Here is a 24,588-nt window from a genome sequence, read left to right on the forward strand (position 1 = left end):
AAGAAAACTTTTTGATGTTCACCCATCAATACCTCTGGGACCCTGACTGTAGCAAGGCGCAGAGACGGGATTCCATCTCTCAAACGCAACAGTTACCCGCAAAATGTAACCAGCGATGAGATTCTTACTGGATTGTGCAAACCTCATGTTTTTTGATTTCCACCAGGCAACTCATGGCGTTCGGACCCTGAGTTAACGACGAGGTGCCGATATCCAGCGTCAATACATTGGGGTTGCCCGCGCGATCCCACGGCTGCCAGGCACGGCCAAAACCTGGGTCAAACCAGGCTCCGGTGGAGATGATCACCACCCCCGGCGTCAGGCCATCGGTCAGACGTACCCCGGCCAGCATCCGGCCACGCGCGTTATTCACTTCGATCTCATCGCCATCGACAATCTCACGCGCCGCCGCATCCTGCGGGTGCATATACAGCGTTTCACGCCCGGCGGTTTTGTTGCTCTGCACCGTGGCGGTGGCATCCAGCTGACTATGCAGACGATCGGATGGCTGAATTGAGATCATATGCAGCGGGAACTGCTCACTGAGCGCAGACCCCAGCCACTCCTGCGGTTCGCGCCATTCCGGGTGACCGGCAAAATCATCCAGCTGATAATCGGCGATGGTCTGGCAAAACAGTTCGATTTTACCGCTGGCGGTTTGAATCGGATGAGTAACCGGATTGGCGCGGAATTCGTCCATAAAGACGTAAGGTGCGCCCCCTTGCGGAATTTCCACAAAACCACGCTGCCAGAATTCACCGAACTCCGGGAAGTGAATCCCTTTGCGCGCATGGGCCACTGCGCATTGCTGATACAGATGCTCGATCCACTGCATCTCGTTGCGCCCTTCGGTGAAGACATCACGGTAGCCGAGGCGGTCAGCGAGGTCGGCAAAGATATCGAAGTCATTACGCGCCTGATGCTGCGGTTTAATCGCCTGATGCATCGCCAGCACAAAACGGTCACGCGAGGAGCCGCCAATATCGTTGCGTTCCAGCGTGGTGGTGGCCGGCAACACGATATCCGCCATCTGCGCCGCTGGTGTCCAGACGATGTCCTGCACCACCACGGTATCCGGACGCTGCCAGCCTTCGACCAGGCGATTCAGTTGCTGATGATGATGGAACGGGTTACCACCGGCCCAGTGCACCAGATGGATATCCGGATAATGCAGCGTCTCGCCCTGGAAGCGATAAGGCTGGCCTGGGTTGAGCAGCATATCGCTGATACGCGCCACCGGAATCGACAGGCCAGACGGATTAGGGCCGGTGCTCATCAGCGGTGCCGGACCTTCCTGACGTGGATTGCCGACGCTGTTCATCGATCCATGACCAAATGAGAAACCGCCCCCCGGCAAACCAGGCTGGCCCAGCATCGACGACAGCGCAATCATCATCCAGTACGGCTGCTCGCCACGATGGGCGCGCTGCACCGAGTAAGAACAGGTAATAAAGCTGCGTTTGCCGATCAGCTGTTGCGCCAGCAGCGCAATACGCGCCGCCGGAATGCCGGTAATCTGGCTGGCCCACTGCGGGGTTTTCGCCACCCCGTCGCCCTCGCCCAGCAGATAGGCACGCAGCTGCGGCCAGCCGGTACAATGGCTGGCGAGGAAAGCCTCATCCACCGCCTGACGCCGGGTGATTTCAAACCCCAGCGCCAGCATCAGCGCCACGTCGGTGTTGGGCCGAATCGGAATCCACTCCGCATTGACGAACGCCGGACAGTCATCACGCATCGGGCTGATGTTAATGATTGGCGTACCTTTGGCAGTCAGCTGTTCCAGCGCCGGTTTCAGGCTATGCTGCCCGGCACCACCGGAGGCGACCTGAGCATTTTTCAGCGCCAGCCCGCCAAAGGCGACAAAGATCTCCGCATGTTCGACCACGTCCGGCCAGTCGGTGACGCGACCGGTGAGCGGCATATAGGTGCCAATCACATAAGGTAAAAAGAACTGCGCCGCGCCCCAGCTGTAGTTGCCCTGCTGGTCAACCCCGCCGCCGCCCTGAAAATAGAAGCGACGAATCAGGGTACGTGCATGGTTGACCCGCCCGGCCGATGACCAGCCATAAGAACCGTTAAAAATGCCGGAGGCACCGTAGCGTTCGCGCACCCGGCGATTTTCTTCCGCTACCAGGTCCAGCGCGGTATCCCAGTCCACCGCGACAAAATCTTCACGGCCACGCAGGGTGCGATCGCTGTTCTCGCGTAATTTCAGCCACGAACGGCGCACCATCGGCTGGCGAATACGTTTATCCGAATAAACCAGCTCGGGAATGGTATTCAGCATCGGCGAGGGATCGGCATCGGCGAAGAAGGGTTCGCAGCCAGTCAGACGGTCATGCTCCGTCACGGCAGTGAAAGCGCCCCAGTGCGCCAGGTGTGGCACGCGTGTTTTCATGGTTATGGTCCGGCAGGCAGGTGTTGTGTGTTCTGGCAGCATAACATGCAGGCGTATCGGGCTAAAGCCTGGCCGCGAGCGTCTGATTTTCCGCACTTTTGCGACAGCGCTGACATTCTGCCGGGTTGCGACGCTGGGTGATTTCCGTAACACTGGTGGCATGTGTAAACGTTTTCCCGGAAGCAGGTTAACGAATGGCTACCATTAAGGATGTTGCCAGAATGGCTGGGGTCTCGGTCGCGACCGTATCCCGCGTGATTAATAATTCCCCCAAGGCCAGCGAGAACTCACGCCTCGCCGTCACCATGGCAATGGAGCAGTTGCAGTATCACCCGAACGCCAATGCACGCGCGCTGGCGCAGCAATCCACCGAAACCCTCGGGCTGGTGGTCGGTGATGTGTCCGACCCGTTTTTCGGCGCGATGGTCAAAGCAGTGGATGAAGTGGCGGGTCAGACCGGAAACTTTTTGCTGATTGGTAACGGTTACCATAATGAGCAAAAAGAGCGTCAGGCGATTGAACAGCTGATGCGCCATCGTTGCGATGCGCTGGTGGTGCATGCCAAAAAAATCCCGGACGCGGATCTGGAAGTGCTGATGAAGCAGGTGCCGGGGATGGTGCTGCTCAACCGGTTACTGCGAGGATTTGAATCACGCTGCATCGCGCTGGACGACCGCTATGGCGCCTGGCTGGCGACACGCCATCTGATCCAGCAAGGCCACACGCAAATCGCTTTTATCTGTTCCACCCACACCATTTCGGATGCCGAAGACCGCCTGCAAGGTTATTACGATGCGCTGAAGGAACACGGCCTGCCAAGCAATGACCGGCTGGTTGCCTGGGGCGAACCGGATGAAGTGGGCGGCGAGCAGGCGATGACCGAGCTGCTGGGGCGCGGCAAACAGTTCACGGCGGTGGCCTGTTATAACGATTCGATGGCCGCAGGTGCACTGGCGGTGATGAGCGACAATGGTATCCGCGTACCGGAAGAGATGTCGCTGATTGGTTTCGATGATGTGCTGGTATCGCGCTATGTCCGTCCGCGTCTGACCACAATACGTTACCCCATCGTGACGATGGCGCAGCAGGCGGCGCAACTGGCCTTAGCGCTGGCCAATGATACGCCGATGCCGGAAGTCACCAACATGTTCAGCCCGACGCTGGTCCGTCGCCATTCCGTCAGCGGCCCTGGTTAAATTTTGTCGCTATCCGTAAGGGCGATGCAAATCGCCCTGGATATTCGTCACAAATCTGGAACACAGAAGTAAAAAACATTAAACCTCTTTAACGTCTCTGCCGATACCTGCCGGACACTCTTCTGGCCGTGCCAGCCAGGATCGATTGAACATCAAGGAGGACTTATGAGTATTTCCCGACGTCTGCTTCTGGCATTAGCGTTTATCACTGCCGTAATCGTGGCGCAGGGAACCCTGGCGATTGCTTTTATCAGCGGCTTTCAGGACCGCTTCGAAAACGTGCAAAGTCGTGCCATTCCCTCGATTAAACTCCTTAGCGAACTCACCGATCACAGTCAGCAGCTGTATCTGACGTTATATCAATATCAAACCAGCAAAACGGCAGCCGCTGAAGCACAGATAACGCAACAAATCGCGCAAATCCGCGACCAGCAACTTGCGTATCAAAACGACCATATCGCCAGTGATAAAGACGCTGAGATGGCGCAGCAGGCCAATGACACGCTGAAGCTGATCAGTGACCGTCTGCCCGCCTTTCTGGCGGCGGTGAAAGCCAATGAGGTGAGCCAGCTGGACAACGCAGGCGGCATTGGCGGCGCGATTCAGACGCTGATTGCCGATTATCGCCAGCAAATGGCGCTCAACATGGCGATTGGCGACCAACTGCGTGAAACCAACCGCACCATTTTTCATGTTGTGAGTTGGGCAACCGTGGCGGGGATCACCATCGCAGTGCTGATGATTGTGGTATTCGCGTTGCTGACCATTAAGCACATCCGCCGCAGCCTGAACAACATCGCCGCCATTATGGCGCAGGCGACTGAGCACCTTGATCTCACGGTGGCGGCTGACGAAAGCCGCAACGATGAGGTGAGCAGAATGGCCGGTTATTTTAATAAGCTGATGCGGCATATTTCAAAATCACTGACGGCAGTGAACACCGCTGCCGGGTCGGTGAGTAGCGCTTCAACGCAAATTGCTGCCGGTAATGAAGATCTCTCGGCGCGTACCGAACAACAGGCCGCCTCGCTGGAGCAAACCGCCGCCAGCATGACCGAACTGAGCGAAACCGTGCGCCAGACCGCCGATCATACGCGCGATGCGACCCGACTGGCGGATAATGCCAGCACGCTTTCCCGGCAGAGCACCGCGTCGCTGGACACCATGCTCAGCACCATGAACGACATCCATTTAAGTGCGTTAAAAGTTAAAGATATTACCGGCCTGATTGAAGGCATTGCGTTTCAAACCAATATTCTGGCGTTAAATGCCGCCGTCGAAGCGGCGCGTGCCGGGGAACATGGTAAAGGTTTTGCCGTGGTCGCCGGGGAAGTGCGCAATCTTTCCCATCGTTCCACCACCGCCGCGCGGGAAATTAAAACGCTGATTGAAGCCTCAACCAATCTGATTGAGTCCGGTGCGCAGCAGGCGGCGCAGGTGGGCGATAGCATTCAGTCGGTCAATGAAGTGATTGTGCAGGTCAATAGCCTGGTGAGTGAAATCGCCACCGCCGCCGCAGAACAAAGCCAGGGGATTAACCAGGTGCATCGGGCGATTGATCAGATGGATGATGTGACGCAGCAGAATGCGTCGCTGGTGGAGCAGGCGTCGGCGGCGTCTCAGTCGTTGCAGGAACAGGCTGAGCATGTCTCAAGGCTGGTAGGCGCGTTTCGTTTGCATCGCGCCTGACAATTCCCCTGTAGCGGCGCAATTTATTGCGCGGGTTTTTCCGACACCGTGCCCGGCATTGCACGATAAATCGTGCCGCTACAGATCGCGCTGATATACGCGGACTTTCGTCGCCGGGTACTCCAGCGCTTCCTCCGTAAACTGCCAGCCAAAACGCTCGTAATAACCGGCGAAGGTGGACCACAACCACAGCCGGTCATAGCCACGCTGGCGCGCATAGTCGATGACATGCTGTTGCAGCGCCTGGCTAATGCCCTGCCCGCGCGCATCTTCTTCGATAAACAACGCCGCCAGCCACGGATAGAGATCCTGGCGGCTGATCAAATCGCAGCGCCAGAATCCCACCGTTCCCAGCGGCCTGGCCCCATCCAGCGCCACAAAGGTCACCGGAAAGTCAGCCCCTTTCAGGCTGCTTGTTACAATGCTGGCAAAAAACTCGCGCGGGGTTCCCTCACCAAATTCCCGCCACAGCCAATCGGTAATCTGTGAGGCGAAATGAGGCACTTCCTGTAGTGGCAAAATCTGCATTACATTAATTTCCCCTGAAAAATCGGCACCGATTCAAACAGATAACCGTCAAAATCCGGCGCATCCGCATCAGAGAGTTCGAGCAGGGTATTCTTCACATTTTCCAGATGTTGCCACATCGCCTGCCAGGCTCCCATCACGTCACGACGGCGCAGCGCCGCCAGGATGGTTTGATGGTCGCCCAACCACTTCAGACGATAAGCACGGGTTTCAAACTGCGGGCGCAGCTGCTGCCACAGCGGGCTGGCTTCATGATGACGCCAGACGCTGGTGACAGTATCCAGCAGCATCTGATTTTGCGTCGCCCCCGCCAGCAGCAGATGAAACAGTTTATCGTTATCCTGGCTGCTGTCGTTGAGCGCGATGGCGCGTTGCTCCTGCTCCAGGGTACGGCGCAGGTTTTCAATATCGGCTTTGGTCGCCATTTTAGCGGCGAAAGCGGCAATGTTGCTCTCCAGCAACTGGCGTGCCTGAAGCATTTCGAAAGGGCCAACATCGCTGCGGAAAAAGGCCTCTTCCGCATCATCACTGTCCGAAGGGATACGCATCACGTAAACGCCAGAGCTTTGACGAATATCGACCGTCCCTTCCAGCTCCAGCATCAGTAAGGCTTCACGCACGATGGTACGACTCACGCCCCAGGTTTCCGCCAGTTGACGCTCCGGCGGCAGGCGTGAGCCAACCGGGTAGTGTCCATCAATGATTTGCTGGCGCAGATGCTGCCCAATTTCCTGATACTGCTTTTTCTCTTGTGGCGCTTCGGCTTTTTCCACGCTGTCACCCTTATGCATCATGGCGCACAAGGTTCCAGCCGCTTCCATTGCGCGCCGGAACCTGTCTGCTATCTGGGTGCTAGTGTACCAAAGCCAGCGCCTGATCGAGTACCTTTGCACCATTCAGCGTGCCGTAAGCCAGGGTATCGATCACCGCAATCGGCAGCTGATAACTGTCGGTGAGCTTTTTGTTTTCCTCCAGCTTGAAACGCACCTGCGGCCCCAGCAGCACCACCGCCACCTCGTGGCCGTAATTTTGTAACTCTTCGCGCAGGTTTTGCTCCGGGATCGCGTAGATCTGGTATTCAAGACCACGCGCCGCCGCCTCTTTTTCCATCCGGGTGACCACCATTGAGGTAGACATGCCTGCCGCGCAGGCCAGTACGATTCGTTTCATGTTGGCGTCCTTATTTCACTTCATCATCAATATCTAGCGTCAGTTGCTGGCTATCGCGCAGCTGACGAAACCAATGCGCCGACTTTTTCATCCGGCGCTGGCGATGGTTATCCAGGTCGATCTCAATTAAGCCGTAGCGGTTTTTGAAGGCATTCATCGGCGAGACATTATCGGTGAAGGCCCACAGCATGTAGCCCTGGCAATGGCAGCCTGCCGCCTGCGCACGCAGCGCCTGATACAGATGTTCGGCAATAAAATCGATGCGGTAATCGTCCTGAATAACCCCCTGCGCATCCTTAAAACGCGCTTCGTTTTCAATGCCCATACCGCTTTCCGCCACGAACCACGGCAGGTTGCCGTATTCCTGCTTCATGCGTTGCGCCATGTCGTAGATGATACGCGGCTGAATTTCCCAGCCCCGCGAGGTATTCATACGTCGGCCTGGCAGGTCAAAATGTTCGTAGTAGTACGCCGGATGAAACGGCGTCTCCGGGTGCCAGGCGCGTGACGGGGCTTTCACCCGATGCGGGTAGTAAAGATTCAGCCCCACTTCATCGACGGTATTGGCCGCGATAATCGCCAGTTCTTCCGCCGTCACCTCCCACCTTATCTGATGCTTTTCCAGCAGTTGCAGCAGTTCCGCGGGGTATTCCCCTTTGATCGCCGGGTCAAGAAACACCCGGTTATAGAACAGGTCATAAATCTTTGCGGCTTTCACATCATGCGCGGCGGTTGAACGGGGATAAGTGACTTCCGGATTAAGGATGGTGCCTACCGTTCCGGCATAGCCCTGCTGACGAAACAGCTGCACCACCTTTGCCGTCGCCAGATTTTTATGATGATTCCACTGCATCCACTTATGGGTGTTCTGCTCATAAGGCCAGCGCAGCGCATCCAGATAGACGCGCGTCTGCACCACAATCGGCTCGTTGAAGACAAACCAGCGCGTCACTTTAGCGGCGTAACGCGCGAAAACCTGCGCGGCATAGCGGGTGAACAGCTCCACCACATGCTTCGATTGCCAGCCGCCGTATTGTTCCAGCAACTGCGCTGGCAACTCATAATGTTCGAGGCACAGCATCAGCTCGATACCGTTGCGGTGCAGCTCATCAATCAACTGGTCGTAATAGGCCGCGTACTCCTCATCCACCACCGCGTTTTCGTAATCGGTGAGAAAACGCGACCAATTGATTGAGGTGCGATAGTGCGTCAGGCCCGCGGCTTTCATCAGCGCCACATCTTCGCGGAAGCGGTTAATAAAATCCGTCGCCACCGCCGGGCCGTAGCCGTTGTGCCACACATCGCGGTCGTTGTGATACCAGGCGTCCAGATACGAATCCTGCCCCGGCTTTTTGCCGCTCCAGCCCTCGGTTTGCCAGGCGGATGCTGCCGCACCAAGAATAAAACCGTCCGGCAGCGGGATATGATGGGTACTCATGCTTGCTCCTTAGTTTTGCGCCAGTTCCGGTTGCAGATTTTTTGCTTCTGCCGCTTCGGCACGACGAGCCGCCACTTTGACGAACGGCAGGTAGATCAGCACTGAAACGCCGATGCAGATGATTTGGGTTACCACTGCGCCCATGGAACCGGCAGTGGACAGCCAGGCGTTGATAATCGGCGGCGTGGTCCAGGGCACCATCACCACCGCTTTCCCGGCAAAGCCCATCACCGTGGCGAAATAGCCTATCGAACCGGTCACCAGCGGGGTGATGATGAACGGGATGGCCAGGATCGGGTTGAGCATAATCGGCATACCAAAAATCACCGGCTCATTGATGTTAAACAGCCCAGGGCCGAGGGATAACTTGGCAATCTCGCGCATCTCTTTGCGTTTGGTGGCCAGCATCACGGCGGTCAGCAGGCCGATGGTCAGCCCGGAACCGCCAATGCTCATATACACATCCCAGAACGGCATGGTGATGATATTCGGCACCTCTTTGCCCTGCTCAAAGGCGTTCATATTCACCAGAATCGCCCCCAGCAGCAGCGGTTCGCGAATCGGTTTCACCATCTGATTGCCATGAATGCCGATCACCCAGAACAGCTGGGCGACAAACATCAGCAGCAGAATGCCCCACAGGCTCTGCACCACCGATTCCAGTGGCTGCTGCACCACTTTGTAGACCGCGTCATACAGGTACATGCCGGTCAGCTGGTGGAAGATAAAGCCGAAGGTGGCAACCAGCGTCACGGTAATGATCGACGGGATCAGCGCCGAGAAGGAGGCGGAAACGTTAGGCGGCACGGTGTCCGGCATTTTGATTTTCAGCCGCTCGACCTGCTCCAGCCGACAGTAAATCTCCACCGCAAGGATGGCGATAAACATGCCGAGAAACAGGCTTTTGGTATCGGAGAACTGCTTAGCCAGCACATCGGTGACCAGATGCATCTGACCATCGACCAGCATCTGCAAGGTGGTCGGCGTAACGGAGATAAAGCAGATGATCGCCAGCAGGCCGGGAAACAGCGTTTTGATGCCGTTGATCCGCCCGAGTTCGATACCAATCAGAAACACCGCGCCAATGTTGAGAAAACTCAGCGTGGCATAGTTGATGCTGCTGGTAATCGGTTTCAGATCGGCGAGAAACGCCAGCATCGGAAAGCTGGCGAGGCCATTTTTCGCATCGAGCACCATATTGGAGATCAACACCGAAAACGCGCCAACGATGATCACCGGCATCAGCGTAATGAAGGAGGCTTTTATCGCCATGATGTAGCGGTAGCTATTGAAACGCGTGGCAAAGCTACCCAGAGAATCGATAAGACGGTCCTGTAGAGACATGGGTCAACCCTCGGTGTGTTTTGGCATACCAAAATGACGATCATTGCAGTTTCTTTCTGTGATCGTGCTCGCGGAATGTCTTTTTGGTATTCCGATAGCATCAAAAACGTGAATTTGGCATACCAATAAGCGAGGCGAGTATGGATTTTGAACAAACGATGATGGAACTGCTGATTAATGCCGGTGAAGCCCGGTCGCAGGCGATGATGGCGATCCAGCAGTCACGCAAAAAAGACTGGGATGGCGCAGAGGCGGCATTAAGGGCTTCCGACGACGCGGCGAAAGCCGCACATAAGATCCAGACTGCGTTGATTGGGGCCGATGAGGGTTGCGGCAAAGTGCCGGTCACGCTGATTCTGGTGCATGCCCAGGATCATCTGATGACCGCGATGTTGTGCCGCGATCTGGCGGAGGAATTAGTATTAATGCGTAAGGAAATACACGAATCGTAGCGGCGCAATTTATTGCGCGGATTTTTCCCACATCGCGAACAGGATCGCGCGATAAATCGCGCCGCTACGACCAAACGATTACAGCTCCAGCGCCAGCAGCTCCTGGATGGTCTGCGCGCGGCGAATTTCGCGTGCGCTGCCATTTTCAAACAACACTTCCGGGATCAGCGGGCGGCTGTTGTAGTTGGATGACATCGATGCGCCATAAGCGCCGGTATCGTGGAATACCAGATAATCACCGACCTGGGCCACCGGTAAGGCACGGGTTTCCACCTTGCCACCTTCCAGCTGGGTAAAGACATCGCCCGATTCACACAGCGGACCGGCCACCACGCTTGCTACCGTCTGGTTTTCATCCACCGCGCGGCCATCGGCAGGCAGCAGTGAGATATGGTGATAACTGCCGTACATCGCCGGACGCATCAGGTCACTGAAGCCCGCATCCACCAGCACGAAATGACGGCTACCCATCTCTTTCACCGCACGAACCTGTGAAACCAGCACACCCGATTCCGCCACCAGGAAACGACCCGGTTCGATTTCCAGTTTCACCGCATGTCCCAGGTGCGCCGCGATACGTTCACGCGCGCCGTTCCACAGGCCGTAGTAGTGATCGGTATCGATCGCTTCTTCACCGAAGCGGTAAGGGATCGACAAACCGCCACCGGCAGAGATCGCCTCCAGATCCTGACCAAAGGCTACCACCTGATCGACCATCGCGTCGCACACCTGTTGCAGGTGACCGTAATCGACGCCAGAACCGATATGCATATGCAGGCCCACCAGGCGCAGACCATGCTGCTGGATCGCCGCCAGCGCCTGCGGCAGATCGCTGTGCCAGATACCGTGCTTGCTGTTCTCGCCGCCGGTGTTGGTTTTCTGGCTGTGGCCATGACCAAAGCCAGGGTTAATGCGCAGCCACACCGCATGGCCGCTGGATACCGCCCCGAGTTGATGCAGCATATCCACCGAACCGGCGTTCACCGGCACTTTCAGCTCGGCAATACGTGCCAGCGTGGGTTGATCGAACACGTCCGCGGTGAACACGATATCTTCGCCACCCGGCTGATAACCGGCAGCCAGCGCACGCTCAATCTCTCCCAGCGACACGGAATCCACCTTCACTCCTGCCGCACGCATCAGGCGCAGAATATGGATATTCGAGCAGGCTTTCTGGGCGAAGCGCACCACGTCGAACTGGCTCAGCTGCGCAATGCGCTGCTGGATGACGCTGGCATCATAAGCCCAGAACGGGCCGGCATAGCGCTGCGCCAGTGGCAGCAAATTGGCGGCAGTCAGCGCCGTGGCGGTGTTATTCAATGGACGTGGCATAGCAATTCTCCTGTGACGTTAACGTTATTTAGCCACAGCAAAGCCATGCAGAAAAATATCTGTTTTACTGGCAGCTATGCAAATATGATATGGATTGCGACGGAGGCTGTATGGCAAAAATTAACTGGCGACATATCGAAATTTTCCACGCGGTGATGACCAGCGGCAATCTGACCCAGGCGGCCACGCTGCTGCATACCTCGCAGCCCACCGTCAGCCGTGAACTGGCGCGGCTGGAGCAGCAGCTCGGGTTGCAACTGTTTGAACGGGTACGTGGCCGCTTACAACCCACGGTGCAGGGGCTGCGCCTGTTCGAAGAAGTCCAGCGCTCGTGGTACGGGCTGGATCGCATCATGGATGCCGCCGAAGGTTTACGTCAGTTCCGTCAGGGCGAGCTCTCCATCGCCTGCCTGCCGGTGTTTTCCCAATCGCTGCTGCCGCCGTTGTGCCAGCCCTTTTTGCAGCGTTATCCACAGGTAAGCATGAACATCATTCCGCAGGAGTCACCGCTGCTGGAGGAGTGGCTGTCGGCGCAGCGTTACGATCTGGGTCTGACGGAAACCCAGCATGCCCCGGCAGGCACCGAACGTGTCGCGCTGCTGACCTGCGATGAAGTTTGTGTGCTGCCACCGCAGCATCCGTTGTGCCAGCGTGCGGTGCTGACGCCGCAGGATTTCCACGGGCAAAACTACGTCAGCCTGTCGCGCAGTGACAGCTATCGCCAGTTGCTGGATACGTTGTTTCATGAGCAAGGGGTGGAACGACGGCTGGTGCTGGAGACACACAGCGCCGCGTCGGTGTGCGCGATGGTGCGCGCCGGGGTGGGGGTTTCGATCGTGAACCCGCTGACGGCGCTGGATTACGCCGACAGCGGTGTGGTGATGCGCCGGTTTAGCATTGCGGTGCCGTTTACCATCAGCCTGGTACGCCCGCAACACCGTCCGGCGTCTGCGCTGGTGGATCACTTCTGCGACCATCTGCAACAGCAGGTCGCCGCGTTCCCCCAGCGCATTGCCGAGCGGCTGGCTTAAGCGCGCACCGCCTCGCCCTGCCCGCCTGATTTACGGAAGGTAATCAGGCAGACCACCAGGCCAACCACCGCCAGCGCCGCCGCCGCCACCGGCACCGAGGTCAGGCCGTAGCCTTTGTCGATCACCGCGCCGCCGACCCAGGCACCCAGCGCATTGCCGACGTTAAACGCAGAAATGTTCAGGGTCGATACCAGGTTTGGCGCTTCTTTACCGTGACGTACCACGTTGATTTGCAGCCCCGGTACGGTGGCGAAGGTCGCCATCGCCCACAGGAACAGGGTGATCTCTGCCAGCCACAGCGCATGGCTGGTCCAGCTGAACAGCAGCGATAACACCGCAATCAGTGAGAAGCTGAGGATCAGGCTGAAAGAGACTTTCCAGTCAGCCAGTTTGCCGCCAAGGATGTTACCCACCGTCAGGCCCGCGCCAATCAGGAACAGCGTCCAGCTGACGCCGCGATCGGTGATCCCGGTGACCTGCAACAGCAGCGGCGCGATATAGCTGAACAGCGCAAACATAGCCGCGGCAAAAAACACCGTCATCAGCAGCGACAGCCACAGTTTGCCATTCGCCAGCGCGCTGACTTCGCTCGCCAGATGCACCGGCTTTTCGTCTTTGTTGGTGGGCAGGCTGACGATCAACGCGATAAAGGCGAAGATGCCGATAATCGCCACACCCCAGAAGGTGGCTCGCCAGCCAAACATCTGACCAAACCAGGTGCCCAACGGTACGCCGAGCACGTTAGCCAGCGTCAGACCGGTGAACATCAACGCCACTGCCGACGCCTGACGGCTCGGTACCACCAGGCTGGCCGCCACCACGGAACCGATGCCGAAAAACGCACCGTGACACAGCGCGGTGACAATACGCGCCAGCATCAGCAGATTGTAGCTGTAGGCCAGCGCACACAATACGTTGCCGACGATAAAGATACACATCAGCAGCACCAGGGTACGTTTACGCGGCAGTTTTGCTGTCAGCAGCGCCATAATCGGGGCACCGATGGCGACGCCCAACGCATAGCCACTGATCAGCCATCCCGCAGAAGGAATCGACACCTGCAGATCACCCGCCACTTCCGGCAGTAATCCCATGATGACAAATTCCGTGGTGCCGATGGCGAACGCACTCAGCGCCAGCGCCAGTAATGCAACAGGCATAACTCACTCTCCCAATAACGATAATTTTTGCAGGCAGGCCGTTCCACGAACGCGGAACGGTGATAGCAGACGCTTATTAATTTTTGATCTGCGTCACAACGCGTATTAAAGCATAGCCACTTTCCGCCATACACCCCGCATGCCGCAAGGTTATTTTGCCGCTACCGCAATAATCGTTCACCGCTCACGCTGACAGCGGATCTGTGAGCCTTCGTCCTTTTCCCAATCCTGAAACAGAACGTTTTTTTCACGCTACCCTTTAAAACTGGTTGTGATCACCGTCGCATTTCGCCGGTGAATCATTCCTTAAAGGAAATTTCCGCGTTGCCGATACCCCAATGGATTGCCTGGTAATGTCTCGTCATTCTTCAAAGGGGAGAGCGTATGCGATGGCTCATGGCCTTAACGATTGGCTGTCTGAGTGGCTGCTCGGTCGGGCACTACGAATACAGTAAAGAAGCGCAAAAGCGCGTCGATATGACCTTCACCGGCATTCCTACCGTGCTGGGTGTAGGCTCGCTCGGTTCGGTGATTCCCCTGACCCCCGAGTACAGCCTGACGGCTGCGCACGTGGCGAAATACTCGATGTATCGGGTGAAGGCCTGGCACCCCGAATGTGACCTTGCCGTGGTGTACCACAAAAACAGCGAGGCGGATCTGCCACCGCATTTTCGCAATGGCCGGATTGGTGACAGCATCAATCTCTATGGCTACAGCTTTATCAGCGCCATGCCGGTGGCTTCCACCGGTCAGAACCTGATCAATACCACGCTGGCGAATGACTGGAACAAAGCCAGCTGCGTCGTCGTCGCCGCCAATGCAGGCGTGGTGAAGGGTATGTCCGGTGGGGCGGTGTATAACGCCGACGATAACACCCTCGCCGGAGTGATCGTCGGCTACAGCAGCCGGATTAACGATAACCACAGCGGCAAAACGCTTTACAAGGATGTGGCGCTGTATATCCCTTATGCGCGCTTCCAGAAGTGGCTGGATGGGGTGATGAAATCGTAATGCGCCCAAAAACCTTGCGCGATTTATCGCGCGGGTTGTGCAAATCAGGCCGGCACCCACGGCCCCTGCAATGTCACCTGGGGGAACCCAGCGGTGAGAATACGCAGCTCAGCATCGCGCGGGGTGTTATCGCCCTGCCCCTGGATGCTGACGATGTCCTGCGGACAGGCCGAGAACGCCACAAAGCAGTCCATCTCAGCGCGCAGCACGATGTAATCGCCCGGTTTTGTCACCACCGGCAATGTCTTCAGGGTGATGCCATCCGGTTGCACCTGGATGTTCATAAAAATATTGAACGAGGCCAGATTGCCGTGCGGCAGTTGCACGCCCAGCTCCGCCAGCCCTTCATGCAGGTTGTCGTGGCAGTTGCGGTGCGGTTCGGTGCAGCCCAGCAGCTCGTAGCGGCGCGCATCACAGGCCGCCATAAAGGTGTCGTGCACGCCAGGTGAGGTGTCCGCTACCAGCGTCAGAATCGGGTGGCGCTGGCTGGTAATAAAACTGTCGCCCACCTTTGGATTGAGGCGCTGATTCCAGACGCGTGTCGCCTCCATACACATATATTCACTGACGTCATCCGCGTTGTAAGCCCAGCAATCCACCACCTGCGTACCGTGCAGGTTAATCACCTGCACCGCCTCGCCCTTATTAAGACGCACCGCTTTGCCGTAGCGCGCCGGAATGGTTATGGTTGCACGATGCTGATATTCAGCCGACATGTTGTTCTCCAGATTAGTGCTGCATGCCGCGACGATAGCGCGTCATGCGGGATTCAAGACAGCGCGCCAGCCAGTCGATCAGACTGTTCAGCAGCCAGTAGCAGAGCGCTACTGTCAGGTAGATCTCCAGCGGCGCGTAGGTATCAGAAATTGCCTGTTTGGCGGCGTACATAAACTCCTGCACCGAAACCACCGACAGCAGCGCAGAGTCTTTAATCAAACCAATGGTTAACCCGACCAGCGGTGACAGCATTTGCGGCAGTGTCTGCGGCAACACCACATCACGCAGTTGCTCGCTGCGGCTCAGCCCCAGCACCCGACACGCTTCCCACTGCCCCTTCGGCAGCGCAGCAATCGCCGCGCGGATCACCTGCGCGATGTAAGGTGCGTAGTAGAGCGTCAGGGCCAGCACGCCAACCACCGGTGAAGACAGGGTGATGTCGTACTCCGGCAACACAAAATAGAGCAGATAAATCACCACCAGCAGCGGCAGGGCCAGGGTCAATCCGCTGTAAATATTGAGCAATCGCTGCCAGAACGGTGAGGCACGCATCAGCATGGCAGCCATCAGCGCCCCCCACAGCAGCGAACACAAGGCCGCCACCGCACACAATTGCAGGGTTGCCACCAGGCCATCACCTAACGACGGCAGCGAGGTCATAATTGCCTGCCAATCCACTATGCCAGCCTCCGTTTTGCTTCCAGTCGCCGCGCGGCACCGATCAACGGCAGCGCAATCAGCAGATAACCGGCGGCCACCAATAGCAGCACCTGGGTGGCGTCATAGGTGCGGGCGATAACAATCTGACCGGCATAGGTCAGTTCTGTCAGCGCCACCACTGAGGCCAGCGGGGTGGTTTTCAGCAAAATGGTGAACTCATTCACCAGCATCGGCAGGCTGGCGCGCATCACCTGGGGATTGATGACATACCACCAGGTGAGCGCGCGGCTTAACCCCAGGGTGCGGGCGGCTTCCAGTTGCCCTCGCGTCACCAGACTGCGGTTAACGCGCAGAATTTCCGCCACGTAAGCCCCACTGTTCAGACCGATCGCCACCACAGCTGCAAGCATCGGCTGACCACCCAGCCCCAGACGCGGCAAGGTAAAAAACACCACAAACAGCTGAACAATGGCCGGGGTGCCGCGCATCAGACTAACGTAGAGACGACCCATCGCGCGCCAGATCCAGGCCCGGCGCAGTTGCAGGAAACAGCCGAGCTGCCCCATTACTACGCTCACCAATGATGCCAGCACCGTCAGTACCAGCGTCATCAGCAGACCGTGCCCCAGTTCCGGCAGCGCGGCCACTACCTGTTGATCCAGCCCCATCGCTTACTCCGCGTTAAAGTCCGTCAGGTTCTCCGCCACCGCCAGTCGCAACGGCGCGGGCTTGTCGTTGCCCTCAATGCCGGTGTTACAGGCAGAGACGATAAAGCGCGTATCCATCACCACGCGACAGGTAATGCTGTCACCGGCTTTGGTGAGGTTGGTTTCCGGCAGAATGTCACCGTCACGCGTCAGTTTGACGTGCATAAACAGATTGATCGGATCCGGCATTTTCGGCACCGTCATGCCGAGACGCGCCAGCTCACGGCTTACCCCTTCAATGCAACCCTCTCCGCCGTAGCCACGCTGCGCCAGAAACGCCGTGGTGGAACCCGGCAGCAGCAGGTCATGACGTTTAACGCTATCTTTACCCAGCACCATCATCGGACGGCGACGGTTGTTGACCAAACGCATACCGGAGCCGAGCAGATAACTGTTGCTGAAGACGCGCGTATGGTGCACCGACAGCCATACCGCCGGGTCCTGCAAACTAAAACCGAACAGCGAGGCTACCGCCCCCTCCCCCAACGCGGTGATACGCAGCAACTGACCACGCAGCACGCGAATCGATGCCACGCTACCCGCAGCCACCTCAACCGGTGCCGCCAGGGTGCGTTCCGCGCTCTCTTCATAACTCTCACGCATCAGCAGCATGCGGCATCTCCCCGGTGTGGTCGTGATCGCTGACGCGAATATCGATAGGTGTCACCTGCAAGCCATTCCCCGGAATGATGTCCTGCGGGCAGGACGATACTGAGCAAATCAGGTCGCACAGCGCTTCAAAGGTGATGCTGTCGCCCGCCTTGCTGTGTGGGTCGGTGACTTCCATACGACCATCGGCGGTGACCGGGCCGTTCTGGAACAGGTTGAACGGTTCCGGCAGGGTGAAGTAGGTCACGCCGAAGGCTTTCATCCCTTCCAGCAGGTTATCCACGCAGTTGCGATGCCCCTCAACGCCGAAATCAACGCTGAAACGCGTGCGGTCACAGGCCGGGACGTTGGCGTCGTGGATACCGATGGTGTCCGCGACAATGCGCAGCAGCGGGCGGTTTTCACTCGACCACAGCGCATCGCCAGGTTTAAAGAACAGCGAACGCAGATGCTGGCGGGTATGCACCGGTGACAGCTTTTCGTTCAGGTCGTCGGCATTGACCGCGACAAAATCCGCGGCCTGCTGCCCTTCACTATCAATGACGGTAATAAATTGCCCTTTGCGCACACGGAAGGTTTTGCCGTGCCCCGCCGGGACCGTCAGGGTTGACTGGCACATACTTACTCCTGGGGAATGAAATCGCTGGCCGGCACAGTAAAGGTGGTGCCGAGGTACTGCTGTTGAAGTTTGGTCAGTTCGCCATCTTTCTGCATCGCCAGGATATGGTCACTCAGGGCTTTGTTCAGGCTGCCGTCTTCTTTACGCGTTGCCCAGCCCATCCACTGTGACGGGCCGACTTCACCCACCTGCGCCACTTTGCTCGGGTACTTCTTCACCACCGGTGCCAGTACCGAGATATCGTCGTAAACGAAATCAGCGCGTTTGGTCATCAGGGTGCTGACAGTCTGATCAAGGGAATCGACGCTGATGATGGTGATCGGTTTTTTACCGGCTTTTTTCAGCTGCTCGTTAAACCCTTTCAGCAACTGCTCCGGCACGCTGGCAGTTTTCACCGCACCACGCAGGCCAGACAGGCTTTCCGGGCTGAGAGTTTTGCCGCTAAAGGTTTTGGCCTCATCTTCGCGCACCAGCACCCCGTTAACGGTTTTGCTGTATGGCACGGTGAACAGCACTTTCTTCGCGCGTTCGGCGGTAACGTTCAGGGAGGAGCCTTCAGCGTTAAACGAGCCGGAAATCAGGCCCGGCAAAATGCCGCTGAACGCGGTTTTCTGAAACTCCAGTTTCACACCGAGGTCTTTGGCGAAGGACTGCATGATCGCCACGCTGTAGCCGGTGATGGCACCGCTGTCGTCGGTGTATTCATACGGAGGAAATGTCGGGTCGATACCGACGGTGATTTTGCCGCTGCTTTTGATGTCGGCCAGCGTGTCGGCTTGCGCCTGCGCCAGAGTGCCAACAGACAAAAGTGCGGCAATGAGGATTGCTGTTTTTTTCATTATGGTGTTTCCCTGGTGTTGGTGAAATGTCTTTTTCTACTGAGCATATTTTGTGCCAGATTTTTCACACACCGATCGCACCATGGGGCTGAAAAATGACTTTTTCCTGTGCAATCATTGAGAAACGATTGTTTCTTTATTTTTATTTTAAGTTTCTATGATTTCACATCGTGTGAAACGACCGCCAACCGGGCAACGATGATTGCACCAGTTCAGGGCAAAAACTGGCGCAAAATGCGCCAGCATGGGGCGTTATTCGAGTTCGTCGAGGGATTGGTGCAGCGCTTCAACCTGCGCGAGGTAATCGTTGCTGGCTTTACCCATCTGGCGAGCGACCAGTGAGCACAACAGATTGCAGATACCGGAAAGTGCAGCGGTGCTATCGAAAATCAGACTGCTGTCGGTGTGGCAACGTACCACCCATTGGGCGTGGCGTGCCGGTTTGCCGGACAACACATCGGCCAGATACAACATCGGCACCTGGCGTTCTGCCAGCGCATTCATTGCTGCCTCCAGCACCGGCATACGGCGGCGCAGGCCGACACAGATCGCCACATCCTGCTCCCCCAGCGAGGCGAGATGTTCCGCCAGCGAATCACCGGGACGGGGCAGCAAACGCACATCGGGGTGGACATGAATCAGATCGCGATAGATCAGCTGCGCGATAGTCTGGCTGTGACGCCAGCCCATCACCACCACGCGTCGCGCACGGGCGATGGCGGTAACCGCCTCCTGCAACTGAGCGCTTTCCAGCGTGCGATAGCTGTTCACCAGATTGGCGATCTCTTTTTCCAGATGCTGCTGCATAATGCTGTCGAGCGGTGAAGCGCTGGGGACAACCTGCAAATAGAGCGGCGAGCCGCTGCTTTGCATATCACGTGCCTGGCGGCGTGCCGCTTCGTAGCTTTCATAACCGAGATGACGGAAGAAACGGGTGGTGGTGGCTTTGGACACCCCAGCGCTGTGCGCCAGTTCCGTGGCCGTGTTCATCGCCAGCTGACCGGGTGCAGCCAGCAATACGTCGGCCAGCCGCTGTTCATGGCTGGAGAGTTGATCCCAGTGCTGACGAATCCGGCCTTCTAACGATGCCGCTTTTGCACTCATGGTTATTCCCTGCAAATAAAAAAACCATCCTGCACAGAGCGTGCCGGGTTGTCATCAGGATTTTTATGGCAAAAAAAAGGTCGCCTTGCAGGGCGACCTATTTTTGCTTACGAGGGTATGCGCTTATTTACCTGACGGGCGCAGCGCCGGGAACAGGATCACGTCGCGGATGGTGTGGCTGTTGGTAAACAACATCACCATACGGTCGATACCGATACCGAGGCCCGCAGTCGGCGGCAGGCCGTGTTCCAGCGCAGTCACGTAATCTTCGTCGTAGAACATCGCTTCGTCATCGCCTGCATCTTTGGCATTCACCTGTTGCAGGAAACGCTCCGCCTGGTCTTCCGCATCGTTCAGCTCAGAGAAGCCGTTACCGATTTCACGGCCGCCGATGAAAAATTCAAAGCGATCGGTGATTTCCGGGTTCTCGTCGTTACGGCGCGCCAGCGGTGACACTTCAGCCGGATATTCGGTGATGAAGGTCGGCTGGATCAGATGGGCTTCGGCGGTTTCTTCGAAGATCTCGGTCACAACACGGCCCAGACCCCAGCTTTTCTCCACTTTGATGTGCAGAGAGTGGGCAATGGCCACCGCTTTGTCGAAGTTATCCAGATCGGCCAGATCGGTTTCCGGACGGTATTTTTTGATCGCTTCACGCATGGTGAGTTTTTCGAACGGCTTACCGAAATCGAAGCTGTGTTCACCATAAGGCACTTCCGTGGTGCCGAGTACGTCCTGCGCCAGGGTACGGAACAGGCTTTCGGTCAGCTCGATCAGATCTTTGTAATCCGCATACGCCATGTAGAGTTCCATCATGGTGAACTCTGGGTTATGACGCGGCGAGATCCCTTCGTTACGGAAGTTACGGTTGATCTCGAAGACGCGATCAAAACCACCAACCACCAGACGCTTCAGATACAGTTCCGGCGCAATACGCAGGTACATATCAATGTCCAGCGCGTTGTGATGGGTGATAAACGGACGTGCCGAAGCACCACCCGGAATCACCTGCATCATCGGGGTTTCCACTTCCATAAAGTCACGGCCTACCATGAACTGGCGGATACCGGCCATGATTTTGGAGCGAACCTGGAAGGTGTGACGTGATTCGTCGTTGGCGATCAGGTCGAGATAACGCTGACGATAACGGGTTTCCTGATCGGCCAGGCCGTGGAATTTATCCGGCAGCGGACGCAGTGCTTTGGTCAGCAGACGCAGTTCAGAACAGTGGATCGACAGCTCACCGGTTTTGGTTTTGAACAGCTTACCGCGCGCGCCGAGGATATCACCGAGATCCCACTTCTTGAACTGCTCGTTGTAGATGCCTTCAGCCAGATCATCACGCGCCACATACAGCTGAATGCGGCCACCGACGTCCTGTAAGGTGACAAACGAGGCTTTGCCCATAATACGGCGGGTCATCATACGACCGGCCACACTCACCTCAATGCCGAGATCTTCCAACTCTTCGTTGCTTTTCTCATCATAGCTGGCGTGCAGCTTATCGGAGGTGGTGTCACGGCGGAAATCGTTAGGAAACGCCACGCCGGTTTCACGCAGCGCGCTGAGTTTTTCGCGACGCGTTTTCAGTTCGTTGTTTAACTCAAGTGCGGCGTCAGCGCTCTGCGGTTGTTGTTCAGACATGTCGGTTCCTTATAGCCCTGCTTTTAAACTTGCTTCAATAAAACGATCGAGGTCGCCGTCCAGCACCGCCTGGGTGTTACGGGTTTCGACGCCGGTACGCAGATCTTTGATGCGTGAATCGTCCAGCACGTAAGAACGAATCTGGCTGCCCCAGCCGATGTCAGATTTGTTATCTTCTGCCGCCTGTTTCTCAGCATTTTTCTTCTGCATCTCAAGCTCGTACAGCTTCGCTTTCATCTGCTTCATCGCCTGATCTTTGTTCTTATGCTGCGAACGATCGTTCTGGCATTGCGTCACGGTGCCGGTTGGAATATGGGTAATACGTACCGCGGATTCCGTCCGGTTAACGTGCTGACCACCCGCGCCCGAAGCACGGTAAACGTCAATACGCAGATCTGCCGGATTGATTTCGATATCAATATCGTCATCCACTTCCGGGTAGATAAAGGCCGAGCTGAAGGAGGTATGACGACGACCGCCGGAGTCAAATGGACTCTTACGTACCAGGCGATGAACGCCGGTTTCAGTACGCAGCCAGCCGAAGGCATAGTCACCAGAAACGCGAATGGTGGCGGATTTCAGACCGGCCACTTCACCTTCTGACTCTTCAATAATTTCGGTTTTGAAGCCCTTGGCTTCTGCCCAGCGCAGATACATACGCATCAGCATGCTGGCCCAGTCCTGCGCTTCAGTGCCGCCGGAACCGGCCTGTAAATCGATATAGCAATCGGCGCTGTCATATTCGCCGGAGAACATACGACGGAATTCCAGCTCACCGAGCTTCACTTCCAGTACATCCAGCTCGGCAATGGCGTCGTTAAAGGTCTCTTCGTCTTCGGCTTCAACCGCCAAATCCAGCAGACCCTGCACATCTTCCAGCCCCTGCGCCATCTGATTCAGGGTATTAACAATCACTTCTAACGACGAACGCTCTTTACCCAGCGCTTGTGCGCGCTCAGGTTCGTTCCAGACGTCAGGTTGTTCCAGCTCGGCGTTTACTTCTTCGAGGCGTTCTTTCTTGGCATCGTAGTCAAAGATACCCCCTAAGAACGTCGCTGCGCTCGGTGAGGTCCTGAATACGGTTTTTGACCGGGTTAATTTCAAACATGGCTTTTCAGTCTTTTTTGACGATTCGGTGAGAAGGGAAAATTCTAACGCGCTAGTTTAACCGAAAGCGCGTTTATTTTGTAGCATTGGTAACCGCTTATGCCAGCGGCCACAGATGGTCGATAATCAGTTGCACCGTGCGATTGCCCCGGTATTCGTTGATGTCCAGCTTATAAGCCAGTTCGACCTGGCGCACGCTGCTGTCCGGCCACAAGGTAGTATCGACGTTAAACGCGATACCATCCAGCAGCGGGCCCCCGCCTACCGGTTCCACCATCACTTTCAGATGACGTTCGCCCACCAGTTTTTGTTGCAGCACTTTAAAGCGTCCATCAAATACCGGCTCGGGGAACGCCTGGCCCCAGGGACCGGCTTCGCGCAGCAACTCGGCGGTTTGCAGCGAAAACTCCTGCGCACGCAGCTCACCATCGGACCAAATCACTCCTTGCAATGCCTCGCCTGCCAGCCATTCATCGATCAGGGCGGCAAAACGCTGGCGAAACTCTTCAAAGCGCGTTTCCTCCAGCGACAAGCCCGCCGCCATGGCATGGCCGCCAAATTTGATCATCAGCCCGGGGAATAAGGTATCGAGGCGCTCCAGCGCATCACGCAGATGCAAACCGGCAATCGAACGACCAGAGCCTTTCAACGTGCCATCACCTGCCGGGGCAAAAGCGATCACCGGACGGTGAAAACGTTCTTTCAGGCGGGAAGCCAGAATGCCCACCACCCCCTGATGCCATTCGGGATGGAAAAACGCCAGGCCGAGCGGTAAATCGGTGTTCTGCCGCTCCAGCGCATCACACAGCGCCAGCGCTTCACTTTTCATGCCCTGTTCAATCTCTTTACGCGTCTGATTGAGGGCATCCAGCTCGTTCGCCAGCATGCGGGCTTCGGTAATGTCCTCGGTAAGCAGCAACGCTACGCCCACCGACATATCATCCAGCCGCCCGGCAGCGTTAAGGCGTGGGCCGATGGCGAAACCGAGGTCGCTGGCAACCAGCTGACGCGCATCACGATTGGCGATTTCCAGCAAGGCACGGATGCCCACACGGCACTTCCCGGCGCGAATGCGACTCAGGCCCTGCCATACCAGGATGCGGTTATTGGCATCGAGCGGCACCACGTCAGCCACGGTGCCAAGCGCCACCAAATCGAGCCATTCCGCCAGATTGGGTTCGCTGCGCCCCTCGCTAAACCAGTTTTGCGTGCGCAAATAGGCGCGCAGCGCCAGCATCAGATAAAAGGCGACCCCCACCCCGGCCAGTGACCGTGAGGGAAAATCGCTGTCACTCAGATTGGGGTTAACAATGGCTTCGGCGGCAGGGAGCGTTTCGCCAGGCAGATGGTGGTCAGTGACCAGCACCGGGATACCGTGCTGATGCGCGGTATCGACGCCTGCATGTGACGAGATACCGTTATCCACCGTGAGGATCATTTCGGCACCGCGTGCGCGCGCCTGCTCCACCACTTCCGGGCTGAGGCCGTAGCCGTCTTCGAAACGGTTTGGCACCAGATAATCGATATTGCCGCCGAGACTACGCAACGCCAGCACCGTCAGCGCCGTGCTGGTCGCCCCGTCGGCATCAAAATCGCCGACCACCACAATGCGACGGCCGTCGCGCAGCATCTGATGCAGCAAGGTAACAGCGGCCTCAATGCCGCCCAACGTTTGCCACGGCAGCAGGTGTTTCGCGCCACGCTCCAGTTCTGCGGCATCACGTACACCACGTTGCAGGTAGAGCCGACGCAGCAACGGCGGCAAATCGGCGGGTAAGGCATCGTCGACATGGGACTCACGCCGACGCAGTTCAACAGAATGGATCACTGTGG

At 57.1% G+C, this 24,588-nt stretch carries 23 protein-coding genes; 5 read left to right on the top strand and 18 right to left on the bottom strand.

Annotated features, from left to right (window positions below; all coding sequences use genetic code 11):
* Window positions 1-124: 124 nt before the first annotated feature.
* Window positions 125-2,398: a molybdopterin-dependent oxidoreductase gene (locus tag CUN67_RS16145; protein ID WP_208716323.1), complete on the bottom strand. Its 2,274-nt coding sequence runs from the start codon at window positions 2,396-2,398 to the stop codon at window positions 125-127.
* A gap of 194 nt (window positions 2,399-2,592) precedes the next feature.
* Between CUN67_RS16145 and galR the strand changes: the two genes are divergently transcribed.
* Both galR and CUN67_RS16155 read left to right on the top strand, forming a co-directional pair.
* On the top strand, window positions 2,593-3,594 hold the full coding sequence (galR, locus tag CUN67_RS16150; protein ID WP_208716324.1) for an HTH-type transcriptional regulator GalR: 1,002 nt from the start codon (window positions 2,593-2,595) through the stop codon (window positions 3,592-3,594).
* Between the two features lie 165 nt (window positions 3,595-3,759).
* Window positions 3,760-5,283: a methyl-accepting chemotaxis protein gene (locus CUN67_RS16155; RefSeq protein ID WP_208716325.1), complete on the top strand. Its 1,524-nt coding sequence runs from the start codon at window positions 3,760-3,762 to the stop codon at window positions 5,281-5,283.
* A gap of 78 nt (window positions 5,284-5,361) precedes the next feature.
* Here the strand turns inward: CUN67_RS16155 and CUN67_RS16160 are convergent, their stop codons facing one another.
* From CUN67_RS16160 to CUN67_RS16180, 5 genes are all read right to left on the bottom strand, one after another.
* The gene (locus CUN67_RS16160) at window positions 5,362-5,811 is read right to left on the bottom strand and encodes a GNAT family N-acetyltransferase (RefSeq protein ID WP_208716326.1); all 450 of its coding nucleotides are present in this window, start codon (window positions 5,809-5,811) and stop codon (window positions 5,362-5,364) included.
* Complete coding sequence (locus CUN67_RS16165; RefSeq protein WP_208717240.1) at window positions 5,811-6,584, bottom strand: FCD domain-containing protein; 774 nt, start codon at window positions 6,582-6,584, stop codon at window positions 5,811-5,813. Before CUN67_RS16165 ends, CUN67_RS16160 begins: the two co-directional genes overlap by 1 nt.
* A gap of 79 nt (window positions 6,585-6,663) precedes the next feature.
* Window positions 6,664-6,981, bottom strand: coding sequence for a PTS sugar transporter subunit IIB (locus CUN67_RS16170; RefSeq protein WP_084876532.1), 318 nt, complete (start codon window positions 6,979-6,981; stop codon window positions 6,664-6,666).
* Between the two features lie 10 nt (window positions 6,982-6,991).
* Entirely contained in the window at window positions 6,992-8,419 is a 1,428-nt protein-coding gene (locus CUN67_RS16175; protein ID WP_208716327.1) for a glycoside hydrolase family 1 protein, read from the bottom strand.
* A 9-nt stretch (window positions 8,420-8,428) separates the two neighbouring features.
* Window positions 8,429-9,763, bottom strand: coding sequence for a PTS sugar transporter subunit IIC (locus CUN67_RS16180; protein WP_208716328.1), 1,335 nt, complete (start codon window positions 9,761-9,763; stop codon window positions 8,429-8,431).
* 140 nt (window positions 9,764-9,903) lie between these two features.
* Between CUN67_RS16180 and CUN67_RS16185 the strand changes: the two genes are divergently transcribed.
* Window positions 9,904-10,215, top strand: coding sequence for a PTS lactose/cellobiose transporter subunit IIA (locus tag CUN67_RS16185; protein WP_208716329.1), 312 nt, complete (start codon window positions 9,904-9,906; stop codon window positions 10,213-10,215).
* A gap of 78 nt (window positions 10,216-10,293) precedes the next feature.
* Here CUN67_RS16185 and lysA read toward each other — a convergent pair whose 3' ends face one another.
* Window positions 10,294-11,547 carry a diaminopimelate decarboxylase gene (lysA, locus tag CUN67_RS16190; RefSeq protein WP_208716330.1) on the bottom strand — a complete coding sequence of 418 codons (1,254 nt, stop codon included), beginning with the start codon at window positions 11,545-11,547 and terminating at the stop codon, window positions 10,294-10,296.
* A gap of 110 nt (window positions 11,548-11,657) precedes the next feature.
* Between lysA and CUN67_RS16195 the strand changes: the two genes are divergently transcribed.
* Window positions 11,658-12,578, top strand: coding sequence for a LysR family transcriptional regulator (locus CUN67_RS16195; protein WP_084876537.1), 921 nt, complete (start codon window positions 11,658-11,660; stop codon window positions 12,576-12,578).
* On the opposite strand, the gene CUN67_RS16200 is transcribed toward CUN67_RS16195, so the two are convergent.
* Window positions 12,575-13,738, bottom strand: coding sequence for an MFS transporter (locus tag CUN67_RS16200; protein ID WP_208716331.1), 1,164 nt, complete (start codon window positions 13,736-13,738; stop codon window positions 12,575-12,577). The two genes, CUN67_RS16195 and CUN67_RS16200, sit on opposite strands and share 4 nt — an antisense overlap.
* Before the next feature lie 384 nt (window positions 13,739-14,122).
* Here CUN67_RS16200 and CUN67_RS16205 point away from each other — a divergent pair, with 384 nt between their 5' ends.
* Entirely contained in the window at window positions 14,123-14,749 is a 627-nt protein-coding gene (locus CUN67_RS16205) for a serine protease (RefSeq protein WP_208716332.1), read from the top strand.
* A gap of 44 nt (window positions 14,750-14,793) precedes the next feature.
* Here CUN67_RS16205 and CUN67_RS16210 read toward each other — a convergent pair whose 3' ends face one another.
* The 10 genes from CUN67_RS16210 to recJ form a co-directional block, all read right to left on the bottom strand.
* Complete coding sequence (locus CUN67_RS16210) at window positions 14,794-15,465, bottom strand: DUF1989 domain-containing protein (RefSeq protein WP_208716333.1); 672 nt, start codon at window positions 15,463-15,465, stop codon at window positions 14,794-14,796.
* A gap of 13 nt (window positions 15,466-15,478) precedes the next feature.
* Window positions 15,479-16,144 (bottom strand): amino acid ABC transporter permease, encoded by a 666-nt coding sequence (locus tag CUN67_RS16215; RefSeq protein ID WP_084876541.1) that lies wholly within the window; start codon window positions 16,142-16,144, stop codon window positions 15,479-15,481.
* Window positions 16,144-16,794, bottom strand: coding sequence for an amino acid ABC transporter permease (locus CUN67_RS16220; protein ID WP_208716334.1), 651 nt, complete (start codon window positions 16,792-16,794; stop codon window positions 16,144-16,146). Before CUN67_RS16220 ends, CUN67_RS16215 begins: the two co-directional genes overlap by 1 nt.
* A 3-nt stretch (window positions 16,795-16,797) precedes the next feature.
* Window positions 16,798-17,445 (bottom strand): urea carboxylase-associated family protein, encoded by a 648-nt coding sequence (locus CUN67_RS16225; RefSeq protein WP_208716335.1) that lies wholly within the window; start codon window positions 17,443-17,445, stop codon window positions 16,798-16,800.
* Window positions 17,429-18,061 (bottom strand): DUF1989 domain-containing protein, encoded by a 633-nt coding sequence (locus tag CUN67_RS16230; RefSeq protein ID WP_208716336.1) that lies wholly within the window; start codon window positions 18,059-18,061, stop codon window positions 17,429-17,431. The genes CUN67_RS16225 and CUN67_RS16230 overlap by 17 nt, the downstream gene beginning before the upstream one ends.
* Before the next feature lie 2 nt (window positions 18,062-18,063).
* Window positions 18,064-18,900, bottom strand: coding sequence for a transporter substrate-binding domain-containing protein (locus CUN67_RS16235; RefSeq protein WP_208716337.1), 837 nt, complete (start codon window positions 18,898-18,900; stop codon window positions 18,064-18,066).
* Between the two features lie 252 nt (window positions 18,901-19,152).
* On the bottom strand, window positions 19,153-20,004 hold the full coding sequence (locus CUN67_RS16240) for a MurR/RpiR family transcriptional regulator (protein WP_208716338.1): 852 nt from the start codon (window positions 20,002-20,004) through the stop codon (window positions 19,153-19,155).
* 123 nt (window positions 20,005-20,127) lie between these two features.
* The gene (gene lysS / locus CUN67_RS16245; protein ID WP_084876547.1) at window positions 20,128-21,648 is read right to left on the bottom strand and encodes a lysine--tRNA ligase; all 1,521 of its coding nucleotides are present in this window, start codon (window positions 21,646-21,648) and stop codon (window positions 20,128-20,130) included.
* 9 nt (window positions 21,649-21,657) lie between these two features.
* Window positions 21,658-22,756 (bottom strand): peptide chain release factor 2 gene (prfB, locus tag CUN67_RS16250; RefSeq protein ID WP_208716339.1). Its coding sequence is split into 2 segments (ribosomal slippage): window positions 21,658-22,680 and window positions 22,682-22,756, totalling 1,098 coding nucleotides; the frame shifts between segments, so codons are not numbered across the junction.
* A 96-nt stretch (window positions 22,757-22,852) separates the two neighbouring features.
* Window positions 22,853-24,583 (bottom strand): single-stranded-DNA-specific exonuclease RecJ, encoded by a 1,731-nt coding sequence (recJ, locus tag CUN67_RS16255; RefSeq protein ID WP_208716340.1) that lies wholly within the window; start codon window positions 24,581-24,583, stop codon window positions 22,853-22,855.
* Between the last annotated feature and the right edge of the window lie 5 nt (window positions 24,584-24,588).

The sequence above is a fragment of the Pantoea cypripedii genome (assembly GCF_011395035.1).
GTDB lineage: Bacteria > Pseudomonadota > Gammaproteobacteria > Enterobacterales > Enterobacteriaceae > Pantoea > Pantoea cypripedii_A.

What these genes read in the sequence shown, in the direction of transcription:
- CUN67_RS16145 (WP_208716323.1), bottom strand. Translation starts at nt 2,398, where the DNA reads ATGAAAACACGCGTGCCACACCTGGCGCACTGGGGCGCTTTCACTGCC.
- galR (WP_208716324.1), top strand. Translation starts at nt 2,593, where the DNA reads ATGGCTACCATTAAGGATGTTGCCAGAATGGCTGGGGTCTCGGTCGCG.
- CUN67_RS16155 (WP_208716325.1), top strand. Translation starts at nt 3,760, where the DNA reads ATGAGTATTTCCCGACGTCTGCTTCTGGCATTAGCGTTTATCACTGCC.
- CUN67_RS16160 (WP_208716326.1), bottom strand. Translation starts at nt 5,811, where the DNA reads ATGCAGATTTTGCCACTACAGGAAGTGCCTCATTTCGCCTCACAGATT.
- CUN67_RS16170 (WP_084876532.1), bottom strand. Translation starts at nt 6,981, where the DNA reads ATGAAACGAATCGTACTGGCCTGCGCGGCAGGCATGTCTACCTCAATG.
- CUN67_RS16175 (WP_208716327.1), bottom strand. Translation starts at nt 8,419, where the DNA reads ATGAGTACCCATCATATCCCGCTGCCGGACGGTTTTATTCTTGGTGCG.
- CUN67_RS16180 (WP_208716328.1), bottom strand. Translation starts at nt 9,763, where the DNA reads ATGTCTCTACAGGACCGTCTTATCGATTCTCTGGGTAGCTTTGCCACG.
- CUN67_RS16185 (WP_208716329.1), top strand. Translation starts at nt 9,904, where the DNA reads ATGGATTTTGAACAAACGATGATGGAACTGCTGATTAATGCCGGTGAA.
- lysA (WP_208716330.1), bottom strand. Translation starts at nt 11,547, where the DNA reads ATGCCACGTCCATTGAATAACACCGCCACGGCGCTGACTGCCGCCAAT.
- CUN67_RS16195 (WP_084876537.1), top strand. Translation starts at nt 11,658, where the DNA reads ATGGCAAAAATTAACTGGCGACATATCGAAATTTTCCACGCGGTGATG.
- CUN67_RS16200 (WP_208716331.1), bottom strand. Translation starts at nt 13,738, where the DNA reads ATGCCTGTTGCATTACTGGCGCTGGCGCTGAGTGCGTTCGCCATCGGC.
- CUN67_RS16205 (WP_208716332.1), top strand. Translation starts at nt 14,123, where the DNA reads ATGCGATGGCTCATGGCCTTAACGATTGGCTGTCTGAGTGGCTGCTCG.
- CUN67_RS16210 (WP_208716333.1), bottom strand. Translation starts at nt 15,465, where the DNA reads ATGTCGGCTGAATATCAGCATCGTGCAACCATAACCATTCCGGCGCGC.
- CUN67_RS16220 (WP_208716334.1), bottom strand. Translation starts at nt 16,794, where the DNA reads ATGGGGCTGGATCAACAGGTAGTGGCCGCGCTGCCGGAACTGGGGCAC.
- CUN67_RS16225 (WP_208716335.1), bottom strand. Translation starts at nt 17,445, where the DNA reads ATGCTGCTGATGCGTGAGAGTTATGAAGAGAGCGCGGAACGCACCCTG.
- CUN67_RS16230 (WP_208716336.1), bottom strand. Translation starts at nt 18,061, where the DNA reads ATGTGCCAGTCAACCCTGACGGTCCCGGCGGGGCACGGCAAAACCTTC.
- CUN67_RS16235 (WP_208716337.1), bottom strand. Translation starts at nt 18,900, where the DNA reads ATGAAAAAAACAGCAATCCTCATTGCCGCACTTTTGTCTGTTGGCACT.
- CUN67_RS16240 (WP_208716338.1), bottom strand. Translation starts at nt 20,004, where the DNA reads ATGAGTGCAAAAGCGGCATCGTTAGAAGGCCGGATTCGTCAGCACTGG.
- lysS (WP_084876547.1), bottom strand. Translation starts at nt 21,648, where the DNA reads ATGTCTGAACAACAACCGCAGAGCGCTGACGCCGCACTTGAGTTAAAC.